The 16,347-nt window shown below is 69.3% G+C and carries 15 protein-coding genes; 10 read left to right on the forward strand and 5 right to left on the reverse strand.

From position 1 onward, the window contains the following. Positions 1-189 precede the first annotated feature (189 nt). The 5 genes from tatA to IJ15_RS0103345 all read left to right on the forward strand — a co-directional run bounded on the left by tatA (position 190) and on the right by IJ15_RS0103345 (position 5,678). A complete protein-coding gene (gene tatA, locus IJ15_RS0103325) occupies positions 190-459 on the forward strand; it encodes a Sec-independent protein translocase subunit TatA (RefSeq protein WP_031936926.1) in 270 nt (89 codons plus the stop codon). A 70-nt stretch (positions 460-529) separates the two neighbouring features. After that, entirely contained in the window at positions 530-1,483 is a 954-nt protein-coding gene (tatC, locus tag IJ15_RS0103330) for a twin-arginine translocase subunit TatC (RefSeq protein WP_031936927.1), read from the forward strand. Then, positions 1,480-4,176 carry a DEAD/DEAH box helicase gene (locus tag IJ15_RS0103335; RefSeq protein ID WP_031936928.1) on the forward strand — a complete coding sequence of 899 codons (2,697 nt, stop codon included), beginning with the start codon at positions 1,480-1,482 and terminating at the stop codon, positions 4,174-4,176. Before tatC ends, IJ15_RS0103335 begins: the two co-directional genes overlap by 4 nt. A 127-nt stretch (positions 4,177-4,303) precedes the next feature. Further along, the gene (locus tag IJ15_RS0103340; protein WP_031936929.1) at positions 4,304-4,567 is read left to right on the forward strand and encodes a DUF1876 domain-containing protein; all 264 of its coding nucleotides are present in this window, start codon (positions 4,304-4,306) and stop codon (positions 4,565-4,567) included. Positions 4,568-4,838: 271 nt separating this feature from the next. Further along, entirely contained in the window at positions 4,839-5,678 is an 840-nt protein-coding gene (locus tag IJ15_RS0103345; protein ID WP_031936930.1) for a DUF4333 domain-containing protein, read from the forward strand. Between the two features lie 48 nt (positions 5,679-5,726). On the opposite strand, the gene IJ15_RS0103350 is transcribed toward IJ15_RS0103345, so the two are convergent. Both IJ15_RS0103350 and IJ15_RS0103355 read right to left on the reverse strand, forming a co-directional pair. Next, the gene (locus tag IJ15_RS0103350; protein ID WP_031936931.1) at positions 5,727-6,689 is read right to left on the reverse strand and encodes a 5'-3' exonuclease; all 963 of its coding nucleotides are present in this window, start codon (positions 6,687-6,689) and stop codon (positions 5,727-5,729) included. Positions 6,690-6,746: 57 nt separating this feature from the next. After that, positions 6,747-10,124 (reverse strand): DUF4132 domain-containing protein, encoded by a 3,378-nt coding sequence (locus IJ15_RS0103355; protein WP_031936932.1) that lies wholly within the window; start codon positions 10,122-10,124, stop codon positions 6,747-6,749. A gap of 93 nt (positions 10,125-10,217) precedes the next feature. Here IJ15_RS0103355 and IJ15_RS0103360 point away from each other — a divergent pair, with 93 nt between their 5' ends. After that, complete coding sequence (locus IJ15_RS0103360; RefSeq protein ID WP_031936933.1) at positions 10,218-11,360, forward strand: M24 family metallopeptidase; 1,143 nt, start codon at positions 10,218-10,220, stop codon at positions 11,358-11,360. 15 nt (positions 11,361-11,375) lie between these two features. Here the strand turns inward: IJ15_RS0103360 and IJ15_RS0103365 are convergent, their stop codons facing one another. Both IJ15_RS0103365 and IJ15_RS0103370 read right to left on the reverse strand, forming a co-directional pair. Next, entirely contained in the window at positions 11,376-11,867 is a 492-nt protein-coding gene (locus IJ15_RS0103365) for a hypothetical protein (protein ID WP_031936934.1), read from the reverse strand. Positions 11,868-11,972: 105 nt separating this feature from the next. Further along, positions 11,973-12,386, reverse strand: coding sequence for a PPOX class F420-dependent oxidoreductase (locus IJ15_RS0103370; protein ID WP_031936935.1), 414 nt, complete (start codon positions 12,384-12,386; stop codon positions 11,973-11,975). A 44-nt stretch (positions 12,387-12,430) separates the two neighbouring features. Between IJ15_RS0103370 and IJ15_RS0103375 the strand changes: the two genes are divergently transcribed. From IJ15_RS0103375 to IJ15_RS0103390, 4 genes are read left to right on the forward strand one after another with little or no spacing between them, the layout of a single operon-like run. Further along, positions 12,431-13,186 carry an SDR family NAD(P)-dependent oxidoreductase gene (locus IJ15_RS0103375; RefSeq protein ID WP_031936936.1) on the forward strand — a complete coding sequence of 252 codons (756 nt, stop codon included), beginning with the start codon at positions 12,431-12,433 and terminating at the stop codon, positions 13,184-13,186. After that, on the forward strand, positions 13,183-14,436 hold the full coding sequence (locus IJ15_RS0103380) for a bifunctional cobalt-precorrin-7 (C(5))-methyltransferase/cobalt-precorrin-6B (C(15))-methyltransferase (protein ID WP_051918472.1): 1,254 nt from the start codon (positions 13,183-13,185) through the stop codon (positions 14,434-14,436). The genes IJ15_RS0103375 and IJ15_RS0103380 overlap by 4 nt, the downstream gene beginning before the upstream one ends. Then, positions 14,433-15,182 (forward strand): precorrin-4 C(11)-methyltransferase, encoded by a 750-nt coding sequence (gene cobM, locus IJ15_RS0103385; RefSeq protein WP_031936938.1) that lies wholly within the window; start codon positions 14,433-14,435, stop codon positions 15,180-15,182. The genes IJ15_RS0103380 and cobM overlap by 4 nt, the downstream gene beginning before the upstream one ends. Then, a complete protein-coding gene (locus IJ15_RS0103390; RefSeq protein WP_031936939.1) occupies positions 15,179-15,937 on the forward strand; it encodes a cobalt-precorrin-6A reductase in 759 nt (252 codons plus the stop codon). Before cobM ends, IJ15_RS0103390 begins: the two co-directional genes overlap by 4 nt. On the opposite strand, the gene IJ15_RS0103395 is transcribed toward IJ15_RS0103390, so the two are convergent. Continuing rightward, the gene (locus IJ15_RS0103395) at positions 15,919-16,317 is read right to left on the reverse strand and encodes a hypothetical protein (RefSeq protein ID WP_031936940.1); all 399 of its coding nucleotides are present in this window, start codon (positions 16,315-16,317) and stop codon (positions 15,919-15,921) included. The two genes, IJ15_RS0103390 and IJ15_RS0103395, sit on opposite strands and share 19 nt — an antisense overlap. Positions 16,318-16,347 lie beyond the last annotated feature (30 nt).

The raw sequence follows: 16,347 nt of genomic DNA on the forward strand, positions 1-16,347 counted from the left end.
CGGCTGGATCGGGCACACATCAGGCTGCCGAAGGAGTAACTTCGGATGACGGTCGCGTGAACTGGTTCTCTGTGACGTGCGCGGACCGCTCCGGTTGGTTGTTACGTCACGGTGAACAGGACATTTGCATCAAGTCCGACGCATGATCGTCCGGTAGCATCGTTGGCATCTGAAATTTTGGAGGTAGTAATGACCGGAGGCTTCAGCCTGTGGCACTGGGCCATCGTGGCTCTGGTGGTCGTGATTCTGTTCGGTTCCAAGAAGCTGCCGGAAGCGGCACGCGGTCTGGGACGTTCCTTGCGCATCTTCAAGAGCGAGGTCAAGGAGATGCAGAACGACGGGAACCCGTCCGCGAGTGCAGCACCCGAGCAGTCGCCCTCGGCTCAGCTGCCGGCAGCGCCGCTGGACGCCACGATCGTCGACACCACGAAGTCGCACACCGAGCCGAAGTCGGCCTAGTCCACGTTCCACACGCATCCGGGGTGAGTTCATCGCCCCGGATCACGGCTGACCAAGGCTAGGGCCCACAGTGCGAATTCCGTTCGACCCGCGTCGCAGCAGGCGCAGGACAAATCCAGACGGCACGATGTCGCTCGTCGACCATCTGTACGAGCTGCGGACACGACTACTGATCGCTGTCGCGGCGATCATCGTGACCACGATCATCGGCTTCGTCTGGTACTCGACCCGCATCCTCGGTATCGAGAGCCTCGGTGAACTGTTGCGCGGACCGTACTGTTCGCTTCCGGACGAAAGCCGGGCGGCCCTGAGCCCGGACGGGGCCTGCCGCCTACTCGCGACGGGGCCCTTCGAGCAGTTCATGTTGCGCCTCAAGGTCGCGGCGACTGCCGGAATCGTCCTGGCCTGTCCCATCTGGCTCTACCAGATCTGGGGGTTCGTCACCCCGGGCCTGTACGCGAAGGAACGCAAGTACGCGGTCAGTTTCGTCGCCGCGGCGTCGTTCCTGTTCGTCGCCGGCGCCGTTCTCGCGTACGTCGTCGTGGCTCAGGCACTGCACTTTCTCCTCACCATCGGTGACAATGTGCAGGTCACCGCACTCAGCGGTTCGCAGTACTTCGGCTTCGTGCTCAATGTGCTGATCATCTTCGGTGTCAGCTTCGAGATCCCGCTGTTGATCGTCGCGCTCAACGTCGTCGGGGTGCTGTCGTACGAGAAGCTGAAGGCATGGCGCCGGGGGCTGATCATGGCCCTGTTCGTTTTCGCCGCGATCGCGACACCGGGTCAGGATCCGTTCACGATGCTGGCGTTGGCGGGCGCGCTCACGGTGCTGCTGGAGTTGGCCATCCAGATCGCGCGTCTGCACGACAGGCGGAAGTCCCGGCGCGAGGACGCGGATCTGGCGGCGCTCTCCGACGAGGAAGCCTCCTCGATCGGCGCGTCGACCCCGATCGACGACGTCGCCCCTGTGGTGCCGTCCGGGGCGCCCAGCACGTCCGCGCAGGACTACTCGGACACGCTGTGAGGGCACAGACCCAACTCGACTCGTTCACGGAACAGCTGAGCTTCCCCCTCGATCCGTTCCAGGTGCAGGCGTGCGCGGCGCTCGAGGCCGGGCACGGGGTGCTGGTGTGCGCGCCGACGGGCGCGGGTAAGACCGTCGTCGGCGAGTTCGCTGTGCACCTCGCGCTCGAGGCCGGACGCAAGTGCTTCTACACGACGCCGATCAAGGCGCTCAGCAACCAGAAGTTCGCCGAACTCTCCGAGCGTCACGGCAAGGACGCCGTCGGACTGCTGACCGGTGACACCAGCATCAACTCGGACGCCCCGGTCGTCGTGATGACGACCGAGGTGCTGCGCAACATGCTCTACGCCGACTCGCCGGCGTTGCGTGGTCTCTCGCACGTCGTGATGGACGAAGTCCACTTCCTGGCCGACCGCTTCCGCGGGGCGGTCTGGGAAGAGGTGATCCTGCACCTGCCAGAGGACGTGCGCCTCGTCAGCCTGTCGGCGACGGTCAGCAACGCCGAGGAGTTCGGTGCGTGGATGGAGACCGTTCGGGGCGACACGACGATCGTCGTCGACGAGACCCGTCCGATCCCGCTGTGGCAGCACATCATGGTCGGGCGTCGGCTGTTCGATCTGTTCGACGCGAAGGCGACGCCGGCCGGCGGGCACGACGTGGTCGTCGATCAGGACCTGGCGCGGCACGTCAAGCAGCGTCTGGCGCTCGATCGGATGAACGACTGGGAGCCGCGCGGCCGCGGCCGCGGGCGGTCCAGTGATCATCGACCGCTGCCGCGTCCTGAGGTGATCGCGCGTCTGGACGAAGAGGGACTGCTGCCGGCGATCACCTTCATCTTCAGCCGCGCCGGCTGCGAGGCCGCGCTCGCGCAGTGCGTCCGGTCTCGGCTGCGTCTGACCACGCCGGAGCAGACCGCGCAGATCCGGGAGATCATCGACAAGCACACCCGCGATCTGCCGCAGGCCGACCTCGAGGTACTCGGCTACTGGGGGTGGCGCGAGGCACTCGAGCGCGGCTTCGCCGCCCACCACGCCGGGATGCTGCCGGCGTTCCGGGAGACCGTCGAGGAACTGTTCGTCAACGGGTTGGTTCGCGCGGTGTTCGCGACCGAGACCCTGGCGTTGGGCATCAACATGCCGGCGCGGTCGGTCGTGCTCGAGCGGCTCGTCAAGTACAACGGCGACACGCACGCCGAGCTCACGCCCGGCGAGTACACCCAGCTCACCGGGCGTGCCGGGCGGCGTGGCATCGACGTCGAGGGCCATGCCGTGGTGCTGTGGCAGCCGGGTGTCGAGCCCACCGACGTCGCCGGGCTCGCCTCGACCCGCACCTTCCCGCTGCGTAGTTCGTTCCGTCCCGCCTACAACATGTCGATCAACCTGATCGATCGGATGGGTGCGGCGGAATCGCGGGCGTTGCTCGAGCGGTCGTTCGCGCAGTTCCAGGCCGACCGGTCCGTCGTCGGACTCACTCGGGGCATCGAACGCAACGAGGACGCTCTGGCCGAACTGCGCGACAAGCTCGGTGGAGCGGACGGCGAGTTCTTCGAGTACGTGCAGATCCGGGAGCAACTGCGCAGTCGTGAGCGCGCCATCGAACGTCAGGGCCGGGCGGACCGTCGGGGTGTGTCGGTCGAGTCGTTGGTCGGGCTCCGGCGGGGTGATGTGGTCGCGATTCCGGTCGGCAAACGCTCCGGTCTCGCGGTCGTGCTCGAATCCGACCAGAATCCCAGCGACCCGCGGCCCCTGGTGCTGACGGAGGAGAAGTGGGCGGGCCGGGTCAGCGCCGCGGACTTCCCGGTCCCGGCTCGTGCGCTCGGCCGGATGCGGCTGCCCCGGCACGTCGACCACCGCACGGCCCGCGTGCGCCGGGACCTCGCGTCCGCCCTGCGGAGCACGGGGATCGTGGCGCCGCGAAAGCCGAAGCGTGCGAAGAGCGGACGCGAGGACGGTGAGATCGTGGCGCTCCGGAAGACGCTGCGCGAACACCCCTGCCACTCTCGGCCGGACCGAGAGCAGCTGAGCCGGATCGGTGAGCGCTACAACCGACTGGCCCGCGAGACCGACTCCATGCGGCAGAAGGTGGCTGCGACCACGAACTCGCTGGCACGGACCTTCGACCGGATCGTGGCCCTACTGACCGAGCGTGGCTACATCTCCGAGGGCAAGCACCCCAAGGCGACCGACGACGGGCAGCGGCTGGGGCGTATCTACTGCGAGAGCGATCTGCTCGTCGCGGAGTGTCTGCGGCGTGGGATCTGGAGCGGGCTCACGCCCGCCGAGCTGGCCGCGGTGGTGTCGGCCGTCGTGTACGAGTCGAGGCAGGATGCCGACGCCCCCGACCGGGCGCCGACTACGCCGCTGCGGCAGGCGCTCGCGGAGACGGTTCGCGTGTGGGGCGAGTTGCGGGCCGACGAGGTCCGGCACAAGCTCCCCCTCACCAGGGAGCCCGACGCCGGCTTCGTGGCCGCCATCTACCAGTGGACCAGCGACGCGTCGCTGGTGGACACGCTGGTGGCGGCGGGCTCCGGAGGCAAGGAGTTGTCTGCGGGTGACTTCGTGCGCTGGTGCCGGCAGGTGATCGACCTCCTCGACCAGGTGCATTCGACGGCGTCCGATCCGGCGGTGGCGAAGGCCGCGGCCCGCGCGGTCGGCGCGATCCGTCGTGGGGTCGTCGCGGTCGCTGCCACGTAGCGCCGACGGCACATTGCCGTCGGATCCTCGGACAGTTGGCCCCTACCGGATTGCGCCGGATCCACGTTGACTGGTTCGTGGACCCCGAAATGCCATTCGGGGCGTACCCGAGAGGAGTACGACCATCATGGACGCGAAACAGTGGTCGGTGGAGATCACGATCGACGAACACGACCGTCAGACCCGTTCCACCGCGCGGTTGCACACCGGCGACACGACGCTGGTGGGTGTCGGAGCGGCGCGAAGGAACCCGACGGACCGGAACGTCCCCGAGATCGGTGACGAACTCGCGACGGCGCGTGCGCTCGCAGATCTTGCGCATCAACTGATCGATGCGACCGTCAGCGACATCGAGGGCGTCACTCATGCGCCTGCCCATGTGACCGAGTAGCCGGGCCGACGGACCCGCCTGCCCGGGCCGACACGCGACGGAACCCCGTGGCACAGAATGCATGGGGCAATGTTTCGTGTCCGGGCAGGTGCTGCGTAGGGTGTCGATGAAATCGGCGCAGGGGAGGGCACGGCGATGGCGACGAATCCGGGTCTCGGGTAGCTCGGCGCCGATCCAGGGACATTTCTCGAAAAGCGTGAACATCGACGAAGCTCTGCTCGCGCGTTTCGTTGCGGCGTAGGCGGCAGTACCGGAGACGAGGAGAGACGACATGAGCAGCCCGCAGGGACCGAACGAGCCCAACGAGCAGTGGGCCTCACAGCCGGGACACGGCGAACACCACCCGCCAGCACCCGCCCCCGAGCCGTTCCAGCAACCGCTCCCGAATCCGTACCCCGCGGACGCGTACGGAGGCGGCGCATACCCCGCTCCCGCTCCGGGATACCCGGGACAGCAGCCCCCGCAGCAGGTCTGGGGCCAGCCGTACCCCGGTGCGCCCGGTGTGCCCGGTGTTCCTGACGCGAACCAGCAGTGGGGTGGTGGCGGTCAGACGTGGGGCCAGCCGACGTACCCGCCGCAGCAGCATCAGCCGCAACAGCCGCAGTGGAACCCGCAGGCGGCCGGTCCGGGCCAGTACCCCGGTCAACCCGACCCGGGTCAGCCCAACCACGCGCAGCAGTATCCCGGGCAGCAGTGGGGCGCGCAGCCGGGATACCCGCAGCCTCAGTTCGCCGCCCAGCCCACGAATCAGTGGGCGGCCCAGCCGATGCGATCGGTGCAGGCGGGACCCGACGGCGGCAAGGGGAAGCCGGTGGTGTGGGTGGTCCTCGGGGTGGTCGTCGTCGCGGTGATCGCGGTCGTGGGCCTGGGACTGTCGGGGGTGTTCGGGAGCAAGACGCTCGATCAGGCCGCCGCGCAGAAGGGTGTCGAGCAGATCGTCACCCAGTCCTACGGTGCACGTTCGGTCTCCGACGTGAGCTGCCCGTCCGGTCAGGAAGTCGCCGAGGGCAATTCGTTCCAGTGCTCGTTGACGGTGGACGGCACTCCGAAGAAGGTCACCGTCACCTTCACCGACAACGACGGCAAGTATTCCGTCAGCCGCCCGAGCTAGAGTCGGACCCAGTGCTTCGGTTGTGAAGTGGTGCCTTCCGGAACCACTTCACAACCGTTCGGCTGCCATGGCGGCGACGAGTCGGGCAACGGAGCGTTCGATGCCGAGGCGGGCGGCGACCTGGTCGAGGCGTTCGGGGTGCACCGGAGCGCTCGGCAACACGTCGGGCCGGGACAGCTGCACGTCGGTGTCGGTGACGACCCGCACCACGGGCAGTGCCGCGTCGAGGTAGTCGGCGGAGGCGGCGAGCTTGGCGCGGACACCCTTCGCGACGTCGCTGGTCGGGTCCAGTGCCGCGGCGCGCAGGTGCTCGAGTGAACCGTGACGGAGCAGAAGTGCGGATGCGGTCTTCTCGCCGACGCCCTTGACCCCGGGTAGACCGTCCGACGCGTCGCCCCGCAGCAGGGCCAGTTCCGCGTAGGCCTCGCCGGCGCGTTCGGCCGGGACCCCGTACTTCTCCGCGACCTCGGCGGGCCCGAACAGTTCGGCCTTCGCCAGCCCTCGACCGACATACAGCACGCGCACAGCGACAGGGTCGTCGGCCACCACCTGCAGCAGGTCCCGGTCGCCGCTCACGACGACGACGGGATCGGTCTTCTCCTGCGCGGCAAGGGTGCCCAGGACATCGTCGGCTTCGAAGCCCTCGGCGCCCGCCGTCGCGATGCCGGCGGCGTCGAGCACCTCCATGATCATGTCGACCTGAGGTGTCAGCGTGTCGGGCACTTCCTCGGCGGATCCGGTGGATACCTCGGCCCCGGTGGTGTCCTCCGCCACCCGATGCGCCTTGTACGACGGCACGGCATCGACCCGGAACTGGGGGCGCCAGTCGAGATCGAGGCACACCGCCAGACGCGACGGCTGGGTCCGGGTGACGAGGGCCGCGACCATGTCGGTGAACCCGCGCACCGCATTGACCGGGCGGCCGTCGGGTGCAGTCATGGATTCGGGCAGAGCGTAGAACGCCCGGAACCACAGACTTGCACCGTCCAGCAGCAGCAAAGGTCCACTCATGCGCCCCATCCTGCCAAATCGGTGTCCGTGAGTGGTGACCGTGTCAGCGGGATCCGGTCACGACGCGAACCCTGCCAGATCCGCGATGAGTTCCGAGACGGTCGCGCGGTCGACGTCGTCCAGTGTTCCTCCACGCAGGTTCACCGACACGAGTGCCTGGTCGGGGTATCCGTCGTACGGGCTTCCCGTCCCCATCCCAGGTTCCAGTCCCAGTAACACCGATACGGAGTCGCTCAGCTGGTACAGCAGCCCCTGCCCCCACGATGCGGGGTTCTCCCACACCGGTTCCCAGCCGCGGTACGTCAGGCGCAGTGCCTGGCTCGGTGTCGCGGTCACGCCGGTGAACCGGGCCAGGCCGCTCCCGTCGCGGTCGCCGGGCTGGGGATGGTGAACGGGGCGTCCGAGCTGCGGGAACGGTTGCAGGATCTGGTGGCCGGCGAAGACGTCGGACCACGCGCCGACGGTGTCGGGGATGTGCGCGGGGTGCACGAGTCCGATCGGGGCGTCAGGCAGCGGGACGGTGTCGCCGTCGATGTCGGCGAGCGTGTTGTCCTCCGTCACCCGGAACACGACGACCGGACGGGAGTTCTCGTCGAACGATGCCCACAGCAGCCGGCGCGCCAGGTGTCTCAGCAGGGGATGTCCGAGGATGTAGTCGGTGAATTCGTCTCCGCTCCAGCGCCGTCCGGTGACCAGGGACCGGTTGAAGCGTTTGAGCTGTTCGGCGGACACGGTTCTCGCCTCACGTTTGAGTGCGGCGAAACGCTTCTTCGCATCCTCGACGAGCACGTCGTCGTCCCGGTCGGTTGCCTTGGGGAGCCCGGCCGTCCGCTTGCCGGCCTCGTCGAGAAGGAAGGGAACCAGGGTCTCGGTGAAGCCGACGGTGAAGCTCCGCCGGCCGAAGTCGAACGTCATCGTGCCCTCGGGGGTGAGGTCGAGGTCGGGGACGGTGCGGTCGGCGAGTTGTTCGCGGTCGAGCCCGAGTCGGTCGGCGACCTCGGCGACGCGCTCCTCGGCGCCGGTCTTCAACGACTTGAACTTCATCCTGCGCGAGAGGCGATCGAGTTCGGTGAGGGCGCGGGCCGAGCCGTGCGCGGCCAGCGCATCGAGCCCGAGTTGTGCGCGCGCCGCGCCACGCTCTCCGGGCCAACGGCGGATGAGAGGTGTCAGCCGGGTGACCGTCGCATCGTCGCCGAGCCATCCCAACGCCAGGATGACCCAGTTGTCCTTCGCCGGTGCGCCGGCGCCCCACCACCGTTCGAACAGTTCCCACGCTGCCGTGGCGAGCGATGCGCCGTCGCAGAACTCGGTCACGGAAGCGAGCCCGGCGTACGGGGCGACGGAGGTGCCGATGGCACACATCGTCAGGATCGTGGACACCGCATCCCGAGGGAGCGCTGCCGATCGATCGGCCGTCAGGATCTTCGGTAGCGAGTCGATCTCGGCCCACGCCGGAGTTCTCGGGATACTCCGGGGGAGCTCCTCGAGCGGGTCGAGGTCGATCAGATCCGCGAGTGTCTGCGCGGCGGCGGCACCGTACTGCTGCGCGCCACCGATCACGGTCTCCCGGGTGGTGGCGCGTGCCAGTGCCCGCAGTGCGGCACCGGCGTGCTCGCGTGCGGGTCCCGCCGCCCCCACCGCATCCGGCGTCAGCAACGTGACCGCGTCGGCGGCGTGCCGGACGAGCCAGGCCAGCGCCGGCCGACGGAGATTCTTCCGGGTGGCGATCATCGTCGCGTGCAACCGCGCGACCTCGAGCTCGACGAACGGCATCAGGTACGGTGCCGCTGCGCCGGGACGGGCGCGGGCAATCTGCAGCATCAGCGGTAGGGCGTCGAGTCCGTAGCGGGCCGCGACGCGCAGCGGATCCTTGAGCGACGTTCCCGCCCAGTCCGTCAGCAGTGGCCGGGCGATCTCGTCCGGGGCGATGAGGAAGATGACCCACGCCTGCCAGTCGTTCACCACCTGGGCGCTCGGGTCGAGGATGTACTGCCGGTACTTCTCCCACGACGTGTACGCGTAGTCGTGCGGAGTGTTCCGTAGGTCTTCGAGTTCGCCGGGGAGCCAGCCCATCCGGCGATCGGCGGGGGCGACGAGGCCGTCGAGCACGGTCGGTGGCGTCGGCTTCTTCCTGTTCGTCCAGGGCGGGGTCACCAGGATCGGAGGAAGGTCGGTCGCCTCGGGCACCGTCGTCGTCAGTTCCTCGATCCGGCGTCGGGCCTGTGCGCGCAGGGTGCCCGCGAGTTCGGCAGCCAGATCCGGGAAGTCGAGGACGTGCCGGTCGAAGTGCGCGGACAGTTCCGCATCGGATTGCGCCAGCACCCGCATCGCGCGCCGCGGATACGCGCACCGAGCGGTACGGACGACCGCTCCCGCATTCTTCACGTGCGCCCGCTCGAGCAGCGCGGTGAACGCGTCGTCGGTGGGGATGGCGGCCAACGCGCGCAGGATGCCGAGTTGGATCTTGTCGTCCTGGACGCTCTGATAGGGGAATTCGGTGTCGAACGCGTCCGCCAGTACCGGGACGAGGCGGGCACCGACACCGTCCACGACCGCCGCCAGGATCGCCTCGTCGCCGAGCCAGGTACGGCGTCCGTGCTGCCGCTCCGCCCACGCGAGTTGTTCCGTCGTGGACACCGACGTCAGCAGGTGGGTGCGCCAGTAGTACGGGAAGTCGCCGGTCTCCGCGGCGAGTTCGTCGAACCATCCGCTCTCGGTCGGGAACAGGTAGGACGCGGCCAGGCAGCGGATCCTGCCGGTGCGCATCGCGGCCGCCGCCTCTCGGGCTGCCGCGTAGTCGGTGTCCGACGCGGTCGACAGCAGGGCACGCATCCGGTCGAGCAGTTGCGCACCGTCAGTGGACACCACCTGCTGCTGGAGGTCGTCGACCTGAGCCAGTTGCTCGACCGTCAGGTATCGGGGGCCGCCGACGTTCTCGTGATCGTCCCGTGAATCGCCGACTGTCACCACGAGGTACGTCGTCCCGTCGGGCATGCTCTCCACCGGCACGCGTCCACGAACCCGGGTCATGTCGGCCGATTCCAACACCGCTGCGACCGCGAACGGCAGGCCGTGCCGGGCAGTCCATCCGTCCACGACCAGGTTGCCGGTGTCCAGCCCCCGGTACCGGGTGAGCAGCGTGATCAGTGCTGCCGCGCCGACCGGGGAGGCGTCGCCGCCCCGGTAGCCGCGGGCCGCAGCCACGAGCGCGTTCGGTGCGGGATCGTTCACCAGCTCCCAGGCCGCCCACTGCAGCAGTTCGTCGTCGGTCTCGATCGACCGTGCGAGCGTCTCACCCGCGCCCGGATCGACGGCGGTGACGTCGGCGGTGAAGCCTCCCCGCCGCGGATATCTCATGGGGAGCCACGCGGCGGGTGGAGCGAACGTCGACTCGGGATCGGAGATGTCGGTACGAACAGTTCGGTTGTGGTTCACACGGCTCCTCGAGGTCCCCGACCTGTTCTGCGGACGCACCGAGAAGGGTAGCTCCGGTCACACCGGGAGCATCGGCGGCATAGCCTGGTTTCCATGAGCTCCGAAGACCGCGTCGCCACTTCTCGTTTCCCCACCACGGTCTACGCCGACCGACTGGCGCGCGCAGCGCGGTTCGCGGAGCGTGCCGGCCTCGACGGACTCCTGGTCACACCGGGTCCCGACCTCCGCTATCTCGTCGGTTCCCGCGCCGACTCGTTCGAACGTCTGACGTGCCTGGTCGTCCCGGCGGACGGGAACCCGCCGTCGGTGGTCCTGCCGCGCCTCGAACTCGCATCGCTGGGCGACTCGGCGGTGGGGGATCTCGGTCTGCCCGTGCACGACTGGGTCGACGGCGTCGACCCGTACGAGCTGGTGTCGTCGCTGCTGCCGGAGTCCCCACGCACCGCGGTCACCGATGCGATGCCGGCCCTGCACCTGGTTCCCCTGGCCCGCCGATTCGGCACCGTGCCGGTGCTGGCCACCGCGGTGCTGCGGGAGCTGCGAATGATCAAGGACGACGCCGAGATCGAGGCCCTCCGGCGGGCAGGCGCGGCGATCGACCGGGTGCACGCGCGGATGGGCGAGTGGTTGCGGCCCGGCCGCACCGAAGCCGAGGTGGCGGACGACATCACCGACGCGATCCTCGCCGAGGGACACACCGAGGCCGCATTCGTGATCGTCGGGTCGGGTCCACACGGTGCCGACCCGCACCACGAGGTGTCGGACCGGGTCATCGAGTCCGGCGATGTCGTGGTGATCGACATCGGGGGACCGGTGGAGCCCGGCTACAACTCCGACTCGACCCGCACGTACGTGCTCGGTGAGCCGGATCCGCAGGTGGCCGAGCAGATCGCGATCCTGGAGGCGGCCCAGCAGGCCGCGGTCACGGCGGTCCGGCCGGGGGTCACCGCGGAGGCCGTCGACGCGGCCGCACGCGACGTCCTGGCGGAGGCCGGGTTGGCCGAGGCGTTCGTGCACCGGACCGGTCACGGGATCGGGCTCTCGGTCCACGAGGAGCCCTACATCGTCGCCGGCAACGAGATCGCGCTCGAGCCGGGAATGGCCTTCAGTATCGAGCCGGGCATCTACTTCCGTGGCCGGTGGGGCGCCCGGATCGAGGACATCGTCGTGGTCACCGCCGACGGGTGCGAGCCGATGAACCGGCGTCCGCACGGGCTGACGGTGCTGCCCGGCTGACGGCCGCCGCGCGCGTCAGACGACGAAATTGCCGAACGTGGGATTCGACTGGCACAGCGGCAGGCTCCACAGGTCGATCGTGCCGAACACGGTGGCGCGGATGTTGCCTTGGCCGGTGTGGACGGTCTTGGAGTAGTACGGGTAGGTGCCCTCGAGGGCGGCGGTGCCCGTCGCGCCGGTGTCGAGGTTGATCCAGGCGACGGTGACCTGTCCTGCCGCCGGGATCGGGGGCGCCGCCGGAAACGTCTCGAACCGGAGTTCCCCGGGGCCGATCGGTGGATTCTGTTCGGGACCGGACTGGCCGGTCGCCCCCGTCAACGACATCAGGCTGCCCTGGTTGGCGCAGCCGATCGTCAGTGCCGGTGGTCCGAACGGGTGCGGCGGCAGGGCCTGCGCCGTCGCCGGCACGCACAGGCCGGCGACGGCGACCCCCGCGAGGATCGACCCGCGGAGGGTCCAGGGGTGGTCGGACAGTCGGTTGGTGGAGGCCGTTCGTCGAGTTGTCATGACCATCCCCGCTCGGGTTCGCTGGTGACGTTCTCGTACGGTACCCCCGACGTCGGCGTCAGAGAACCCCCGTCGAAGTCGAATACCGTTGCAAATCAGACGATTTCACCTGTCGACGAGGATTGCAGAGCCCATCACGCGTTCGACGGCGATCTCGATGACGACCCGGGTGGCGTTCTCCCGCGGCGTCCGGTAGCGGGCCGCGTAGCGCGCCACGCCCTCGGCGACGGACGCGGGATCCGACATCACCCGTGCGGGGCCCTCGAGCGTGAGCCATCGTCCGCCGTCGACCTGGCTCACCGCGGCGTACCCGCCGCGGTCGGCGTTGCGTGCCTTCTGCGACGCGTCGTTGGTGATGATCCGGGCGATCTGCCGGTCTGGATCCCAGGTGAATCCGACGGCCACGACGTGCGGGGAACCGTCCTTGCGCAGCGTGGTCAGCGTCGCCAGGTGCCGCTCGGTGAGGAACTCGCCGGCCTCGGCGGTCAGGTGCGTGGGATTCGACGGGGTGCGGGCCATGCCCCGACCGTACTCGAGCGGCGCGAATCCAGGACACTGGAGTCATGAGTGACACGGACTTCGCCCCGGGATCGGTGGTGCTGTTGGGCGGCCGCAGCGAGATCGGTCTGGAGATCGCGCAGCGCCTGGCACCCGGGCGCGTCGTCGTCCTGGCCGCCAGGCGGAGCGACGACCTGGACCAGCAGCGCCGCACACTGCTCGCGGCCGGCGCCGCCGACGTGCACACGGTCGAGTTCGACGCCGACCGTGTCGCGGATCATTCCGGTGTCCTGTCGGTGATCACCGAGGAGCACGGCCCCGTCGGGGTCGCGGTCCTCGCGTTCGGGGTCCTCGGTGATCAGGCCCGCGCGGAGCAGGATGCCGGGCATGCGCTCGCCGTCGTCCACACCGACTACGTCGCCCAGATCAGTGTGCTGACACATCTCGCGAATCTGATGCGGGCTCACGGTTCCGGGCAGATCGTGGTGTTCTCGTCGGTCGCCGGTGCGCGGGTGCGCCGCGCCAACTACGTCTACGGTTCGGCGAAGGCCGGTCTCGACGGATTCGCCTCCGGCCTCGGGGACGCGCTGCACGGCAGCGGTGTCCATCTGCTGTTGGTGCGGCCCGGATTCGTGATCGGGCGGATGACCGCGGGGATGAAGCCGGCGCCGTTCTCGAGCACACCGCAGCAGGTGGCCGACGCGGTCGTCCACGGCCTGCGCAAGCGCACCGAGCGCGTCTGGGTGCCGACCCTGCTGCGTCCGGTGTTCTTCGGGATGCGACTGCTGCCGCAGTTCCTCTGGCGCCGGATGCCGCGATGACGGTCGTGGTGGTCGGGATCGGGGCCGACGGCTGGGACGGACTGTCGCCCCGCGCCCAGGCGGCGATCGGGGACGCCGACGTGCTGATGGGATCGCCCCGGCAGCTCGCCCTCGTGCCGCAGTCGGATGGGCCCCCGGTGACCCGGGTCGCGTGGCCGTCGCCGATGCTGCCCGCGCTGCCGGGACTGTTCGAGAAGCACCGTGACCGCCGGGTGTGTGTGCTCGGCAGCGGCGACCCCATGTTCCACGGCATCGGCGTCACCCTGTGCCGGGTGCTCGGCCCCGACCGGATCCGTGTGATCGCGCACCCGTCGTCGGTGTCGCTCGCGTGTGCGCGGCTGGGTTGGCCGTTGCACGAGACGCCCACGATCAGCCTGGTGAACCGTCCGGTGCAGACGCTGTCGCCGGACGTGCAGACCGGCGCTCGACTGCTGGTGCTCAGCAACGACGAGCACACCCCGGCGGCTGTCGCGAAGCTGCTGTGCGAGAGCGGTTTCGGTGAGTCCCGGCTGACCGTGCTGGAACAGCTCGGTGGGCCGGCCGAGGCTGTCGCCGACGGAATCGCGTCCGAATGGAGTCGGCCGGCGGGGGATCCGCTCAACGTCATCGCGCTCGAGGTGCGCGGCACCGGTGTGGTGCGCCTGACGCGGAACGCGGGGCTTCCGGACGCCGCGTATCGCGGGGACGGCCAGATGACCAAGCACGAGGTGCGCGCCCTGACACTCTCGGCGCTGGCGCCCGCGCCGGGTGAACTGCTGTGGGACGTCGGCGGCGGTTCGGGGACGATCGGCATCGAATGGATGCGCACCGATCCCCGATGCCGGGCGGTCGCATTCGAACGAGTCGACTCGCGGATCGCTCAGATCACCGAGAATGCCGCTGCCCTGGGGGTTCCGGCGCTTCGCATCCGCGGTGCAGCGCCGGCGTCCTTCGCCGAGGAGACGACCACGCCGGACGCGATCTTCGTCGGCGGCGGCGTCACACAGGACGGGATGCTCGACGCGTGCTGGGCGCGTCTGCGCCCGGGCGGACGAATCGTCGTCAACGCCGTCACCGCCGAATCGGAGGCCCTGATTCTGCACTGGTATTCACAGCACGGCGGAGACCTCCGCAAGTTCCAGGTCTACCGGGGTGAGTCGCTCGGCGGGTTCACCGCGTGGCGACCGCAACTGCCGGTGGCCCAATGGTCGGTAACGAAGCCGCAGCGCTCGGTGATCGAGCCGGACCGCACCGAAAGGGAAATGACATGACAGTCCACTTCATCGGAGCAGGCCCGGGTGCCGCCGACCTCGTGACGCTGCGGGCGTCACGCATCATTTCGCAGAGCCCGGTGTGCCTGTACGCGGGCAGCCTGGTACCCGCCGAACTGCTCACGCTGTGTCCGGACGACGCCGAGGTGATCGACACCGCGCGCATGAGCCTGGACGAGATCGTCGAGCAACTCATCGCCGCCGACGCGGCCGGACTCGACGTCGCCCGCCTGCATTCGGGGGATCCGTCGATCTACTCGGCCGTCGCCGAACAGGTGCGACGCCTCGAGGCGTCGGGTGTCGCCTACGACATCGTGCCCGGCGTGCCCGCCTTCACGGCGGCCGCTGCGGCGCTTGGACGTGAACTCACTGTGCCCGGAGTGTCGCAGTCGATCGTGCTGACCCGGGTGTCGACACTGTCGACGGCCATGCCGCCGGGCGAGGATCTGCGTTCGCTCGGGCGCAGCGGCGCCACGATGGTGGTGCATCTGGGTGCGCACCGGATCGAGCAGATCGTCGAGGAACTGTCCGAGAACTACGGGTCCGACTGCCCGGCGGCGGTCGTCGCGTTCGCGAGCCGGCCCGACGAGATCGTGCTCCGCGGCACCCTCGCGACCCTCGCCGAGCAGGTGCATGCCGCCGGGATCACGAAGACCGCGGTGGTGATCGTGGGCCGGGTGCTGGCGGCGGAGGGCTTCCCGGACAGCTACCTGTACTCGGCGTCCCGTTCCCGCACCACCCATTGAGTCCTTCGGTACGCCGCATTCTCGTCCTCGGTGGCACCCGGGACGCGCGGGATCTCGCGGCACGCCTCCACGGTGATCCGACGGTGTCGGTGACGTCGTCGCTCGCCGGGCGGGTCCGCGACCCTGTGCTGCCGGTGGGCGAGGTGCGCATCGGCGGTTTCGGTGGGCCCGACGGGCTCGCAGAGTGGCTGCGGGCCAATCGGATCGACGCCGTCGTCGACGCCACCCATCCCTTCGCGGCCCGTATCACCGCCAACGCCGCCGAGGCGTCGGCGCGGGCAGATGTGCCACTGCTGGTGCTGCGCCGACCCGGGTGGGAGCCCGGGGCGGGGGACCGGTGGACCCTGGTCCCCGATCTGGCGGCGGCCGCGCGGGCGGTACCGGCGCTGGGGGAGCGAGTCTTCCTGACGATCGGCCGGCAGGGCGTCGACGCGTTCGCGGACGTACCCGGATGGTTCCTCGTCCGGGCGATCGACCCGCCCGACGTCCCGATGCCCGCGCGGTCCGAACTCCTGCTGGACCGGGGGCCGTTCACCGTCGACGACGAGGTGACGCTGATGCGGCGGCACCGGATCGACGTCCTGGTGACGAAGAACAGCGGGGGAGCACTGACGTCGGCGAAGCTCGAGGCGGCCCGGGAAGTGGGGATTCCCGTGGTGATGGTGGCCCGCTCGTCGATTCCCGGGGGAGTGGCAGTGACCGCCGATCCGGTCGTGGCCGCACGCTGGGCCTACGGCTACGACCTGCGGGGCTGACCGAGCATCACCGCTGCCACCGTGAGTGCGATTGCGCCGGCGAGCCCGAGCCAGAAGAGCCAGTAGATCGGGTAGTAGAGCAGCCACAGCGCGAACCGGAGTTGGAACAGGATGAAGGGGGCCGGCGCGAGGGCACGGAGGGTGAGGAATCGGCCCTTGCGATACGCGACTTCGCCGAGCACGAACACGCCGGTCAGTACCGCGAAGAACGGTAGATTGCTCCACTCGAGCGCGCTCTCCCAGGATGTCTCACCCGATTCCCAGCTCATGCGCTCGGACGAGTAGTAGCCCACGACAACGCCGAACACCCAGTAGGGGGTTGGTCGCGAGGCGATCCGCGAGACCCGATGCCGCACGCGTTCGCCAGTGGGGCTGTCCATGATCGGACCCTAGACGAACCGGACACGGCC

Source organism: Prescottella defluvii (assembly GCF_000738775.1).
GTDB classification, from domain to species: domain Bacteria; phylum Actinomycetota; class Actinomycetes; order Mycobacteriales; family Mycobacteriaceae; genus Prescottella; species Prescottella defluvii.

Excerpts from the sequence above, each read along its gene's own strand:
- tatA (WP_031936926.1), top strand. The coding sequence starts at position 190 with ATGACCGGAGGCTTCAGCCTGTGGCACTGGGCCATCGTGGCTCTGGTG.
- IJ15_RS0103340 (WP_031936929.1), top strand. The coding sequence starts at position 4,304 with ATGGACGCGAAACAGTGGTCGGTGGAGATCACGATCGACGAACACGAC.
- IJ15_RS0103345 (WP_031936930.1), top strand. The coding sequence starts at position 4,839 with ATGAGCAGCCCGCAGGGACCGAACGAGCCCAACGAGCAGTGGGCCTCA.
- IJ15_RS0103350 (WP_031936931.1), bottom strand. The coding sequence starts at position 6,689 with ATGAGTGGACCTTTGCTGCTGCTGGACGGTGCAAGTCTGTGGTTCCGG.
- IJ15_RS0103360 (WP_031936933.1), top strand. The coding sequence starts at position 10,218 with ATGAGCTCCGAAGACCGCGTCGCCACTTCTCGTTTCCCCACCACGGTC.
- IJ15_RS0103365 (WP_031936934.1), bottom strand. The coding sequence starts at position 11,867 with ATGACAACTCGACGAACGGCCTCCACCAACCGACTGTCCGACCACCCC.
- IJ15_RS0103370 (WP_031936935.1), bottom strand. The coding sequence starts at position 12,386 with ATGGCCCGCACCCCGTCGAATCCCACGCACCTGACCGCCGAGGCCGGC.
- IJ15_RS0103375 (WP_031936936.1), top strand. The coding sequence starts at position 12,431 with ATGAGTGACACGGACTTCGCCCCGGGATCGGTGGTGCTGTTGGGCGGC.
- IJ15_RS0103380 (WP_051918472.1), top strand. The coding sequence starts at position 13,183 with ATGACGGTCGTGGTGGTCGGGATCGGGGCCGACGGCTGGGACGGACTG.
- cobM (WP_031936938.1), top strand. The coding sequence starts at position 14,433 with ATGACAGTCCACTTCATCGGAGCAGGCCCGGGTGCCGCCGACCTCGTG.
- IJ15_RS0103395 (WP_031936940.1), bottom strand. The coding sequence starts at position 16,317 with ATGGACAGCCCCACTGGCGAACGCGTGCGGCATCGGGTCTCGCGGATC.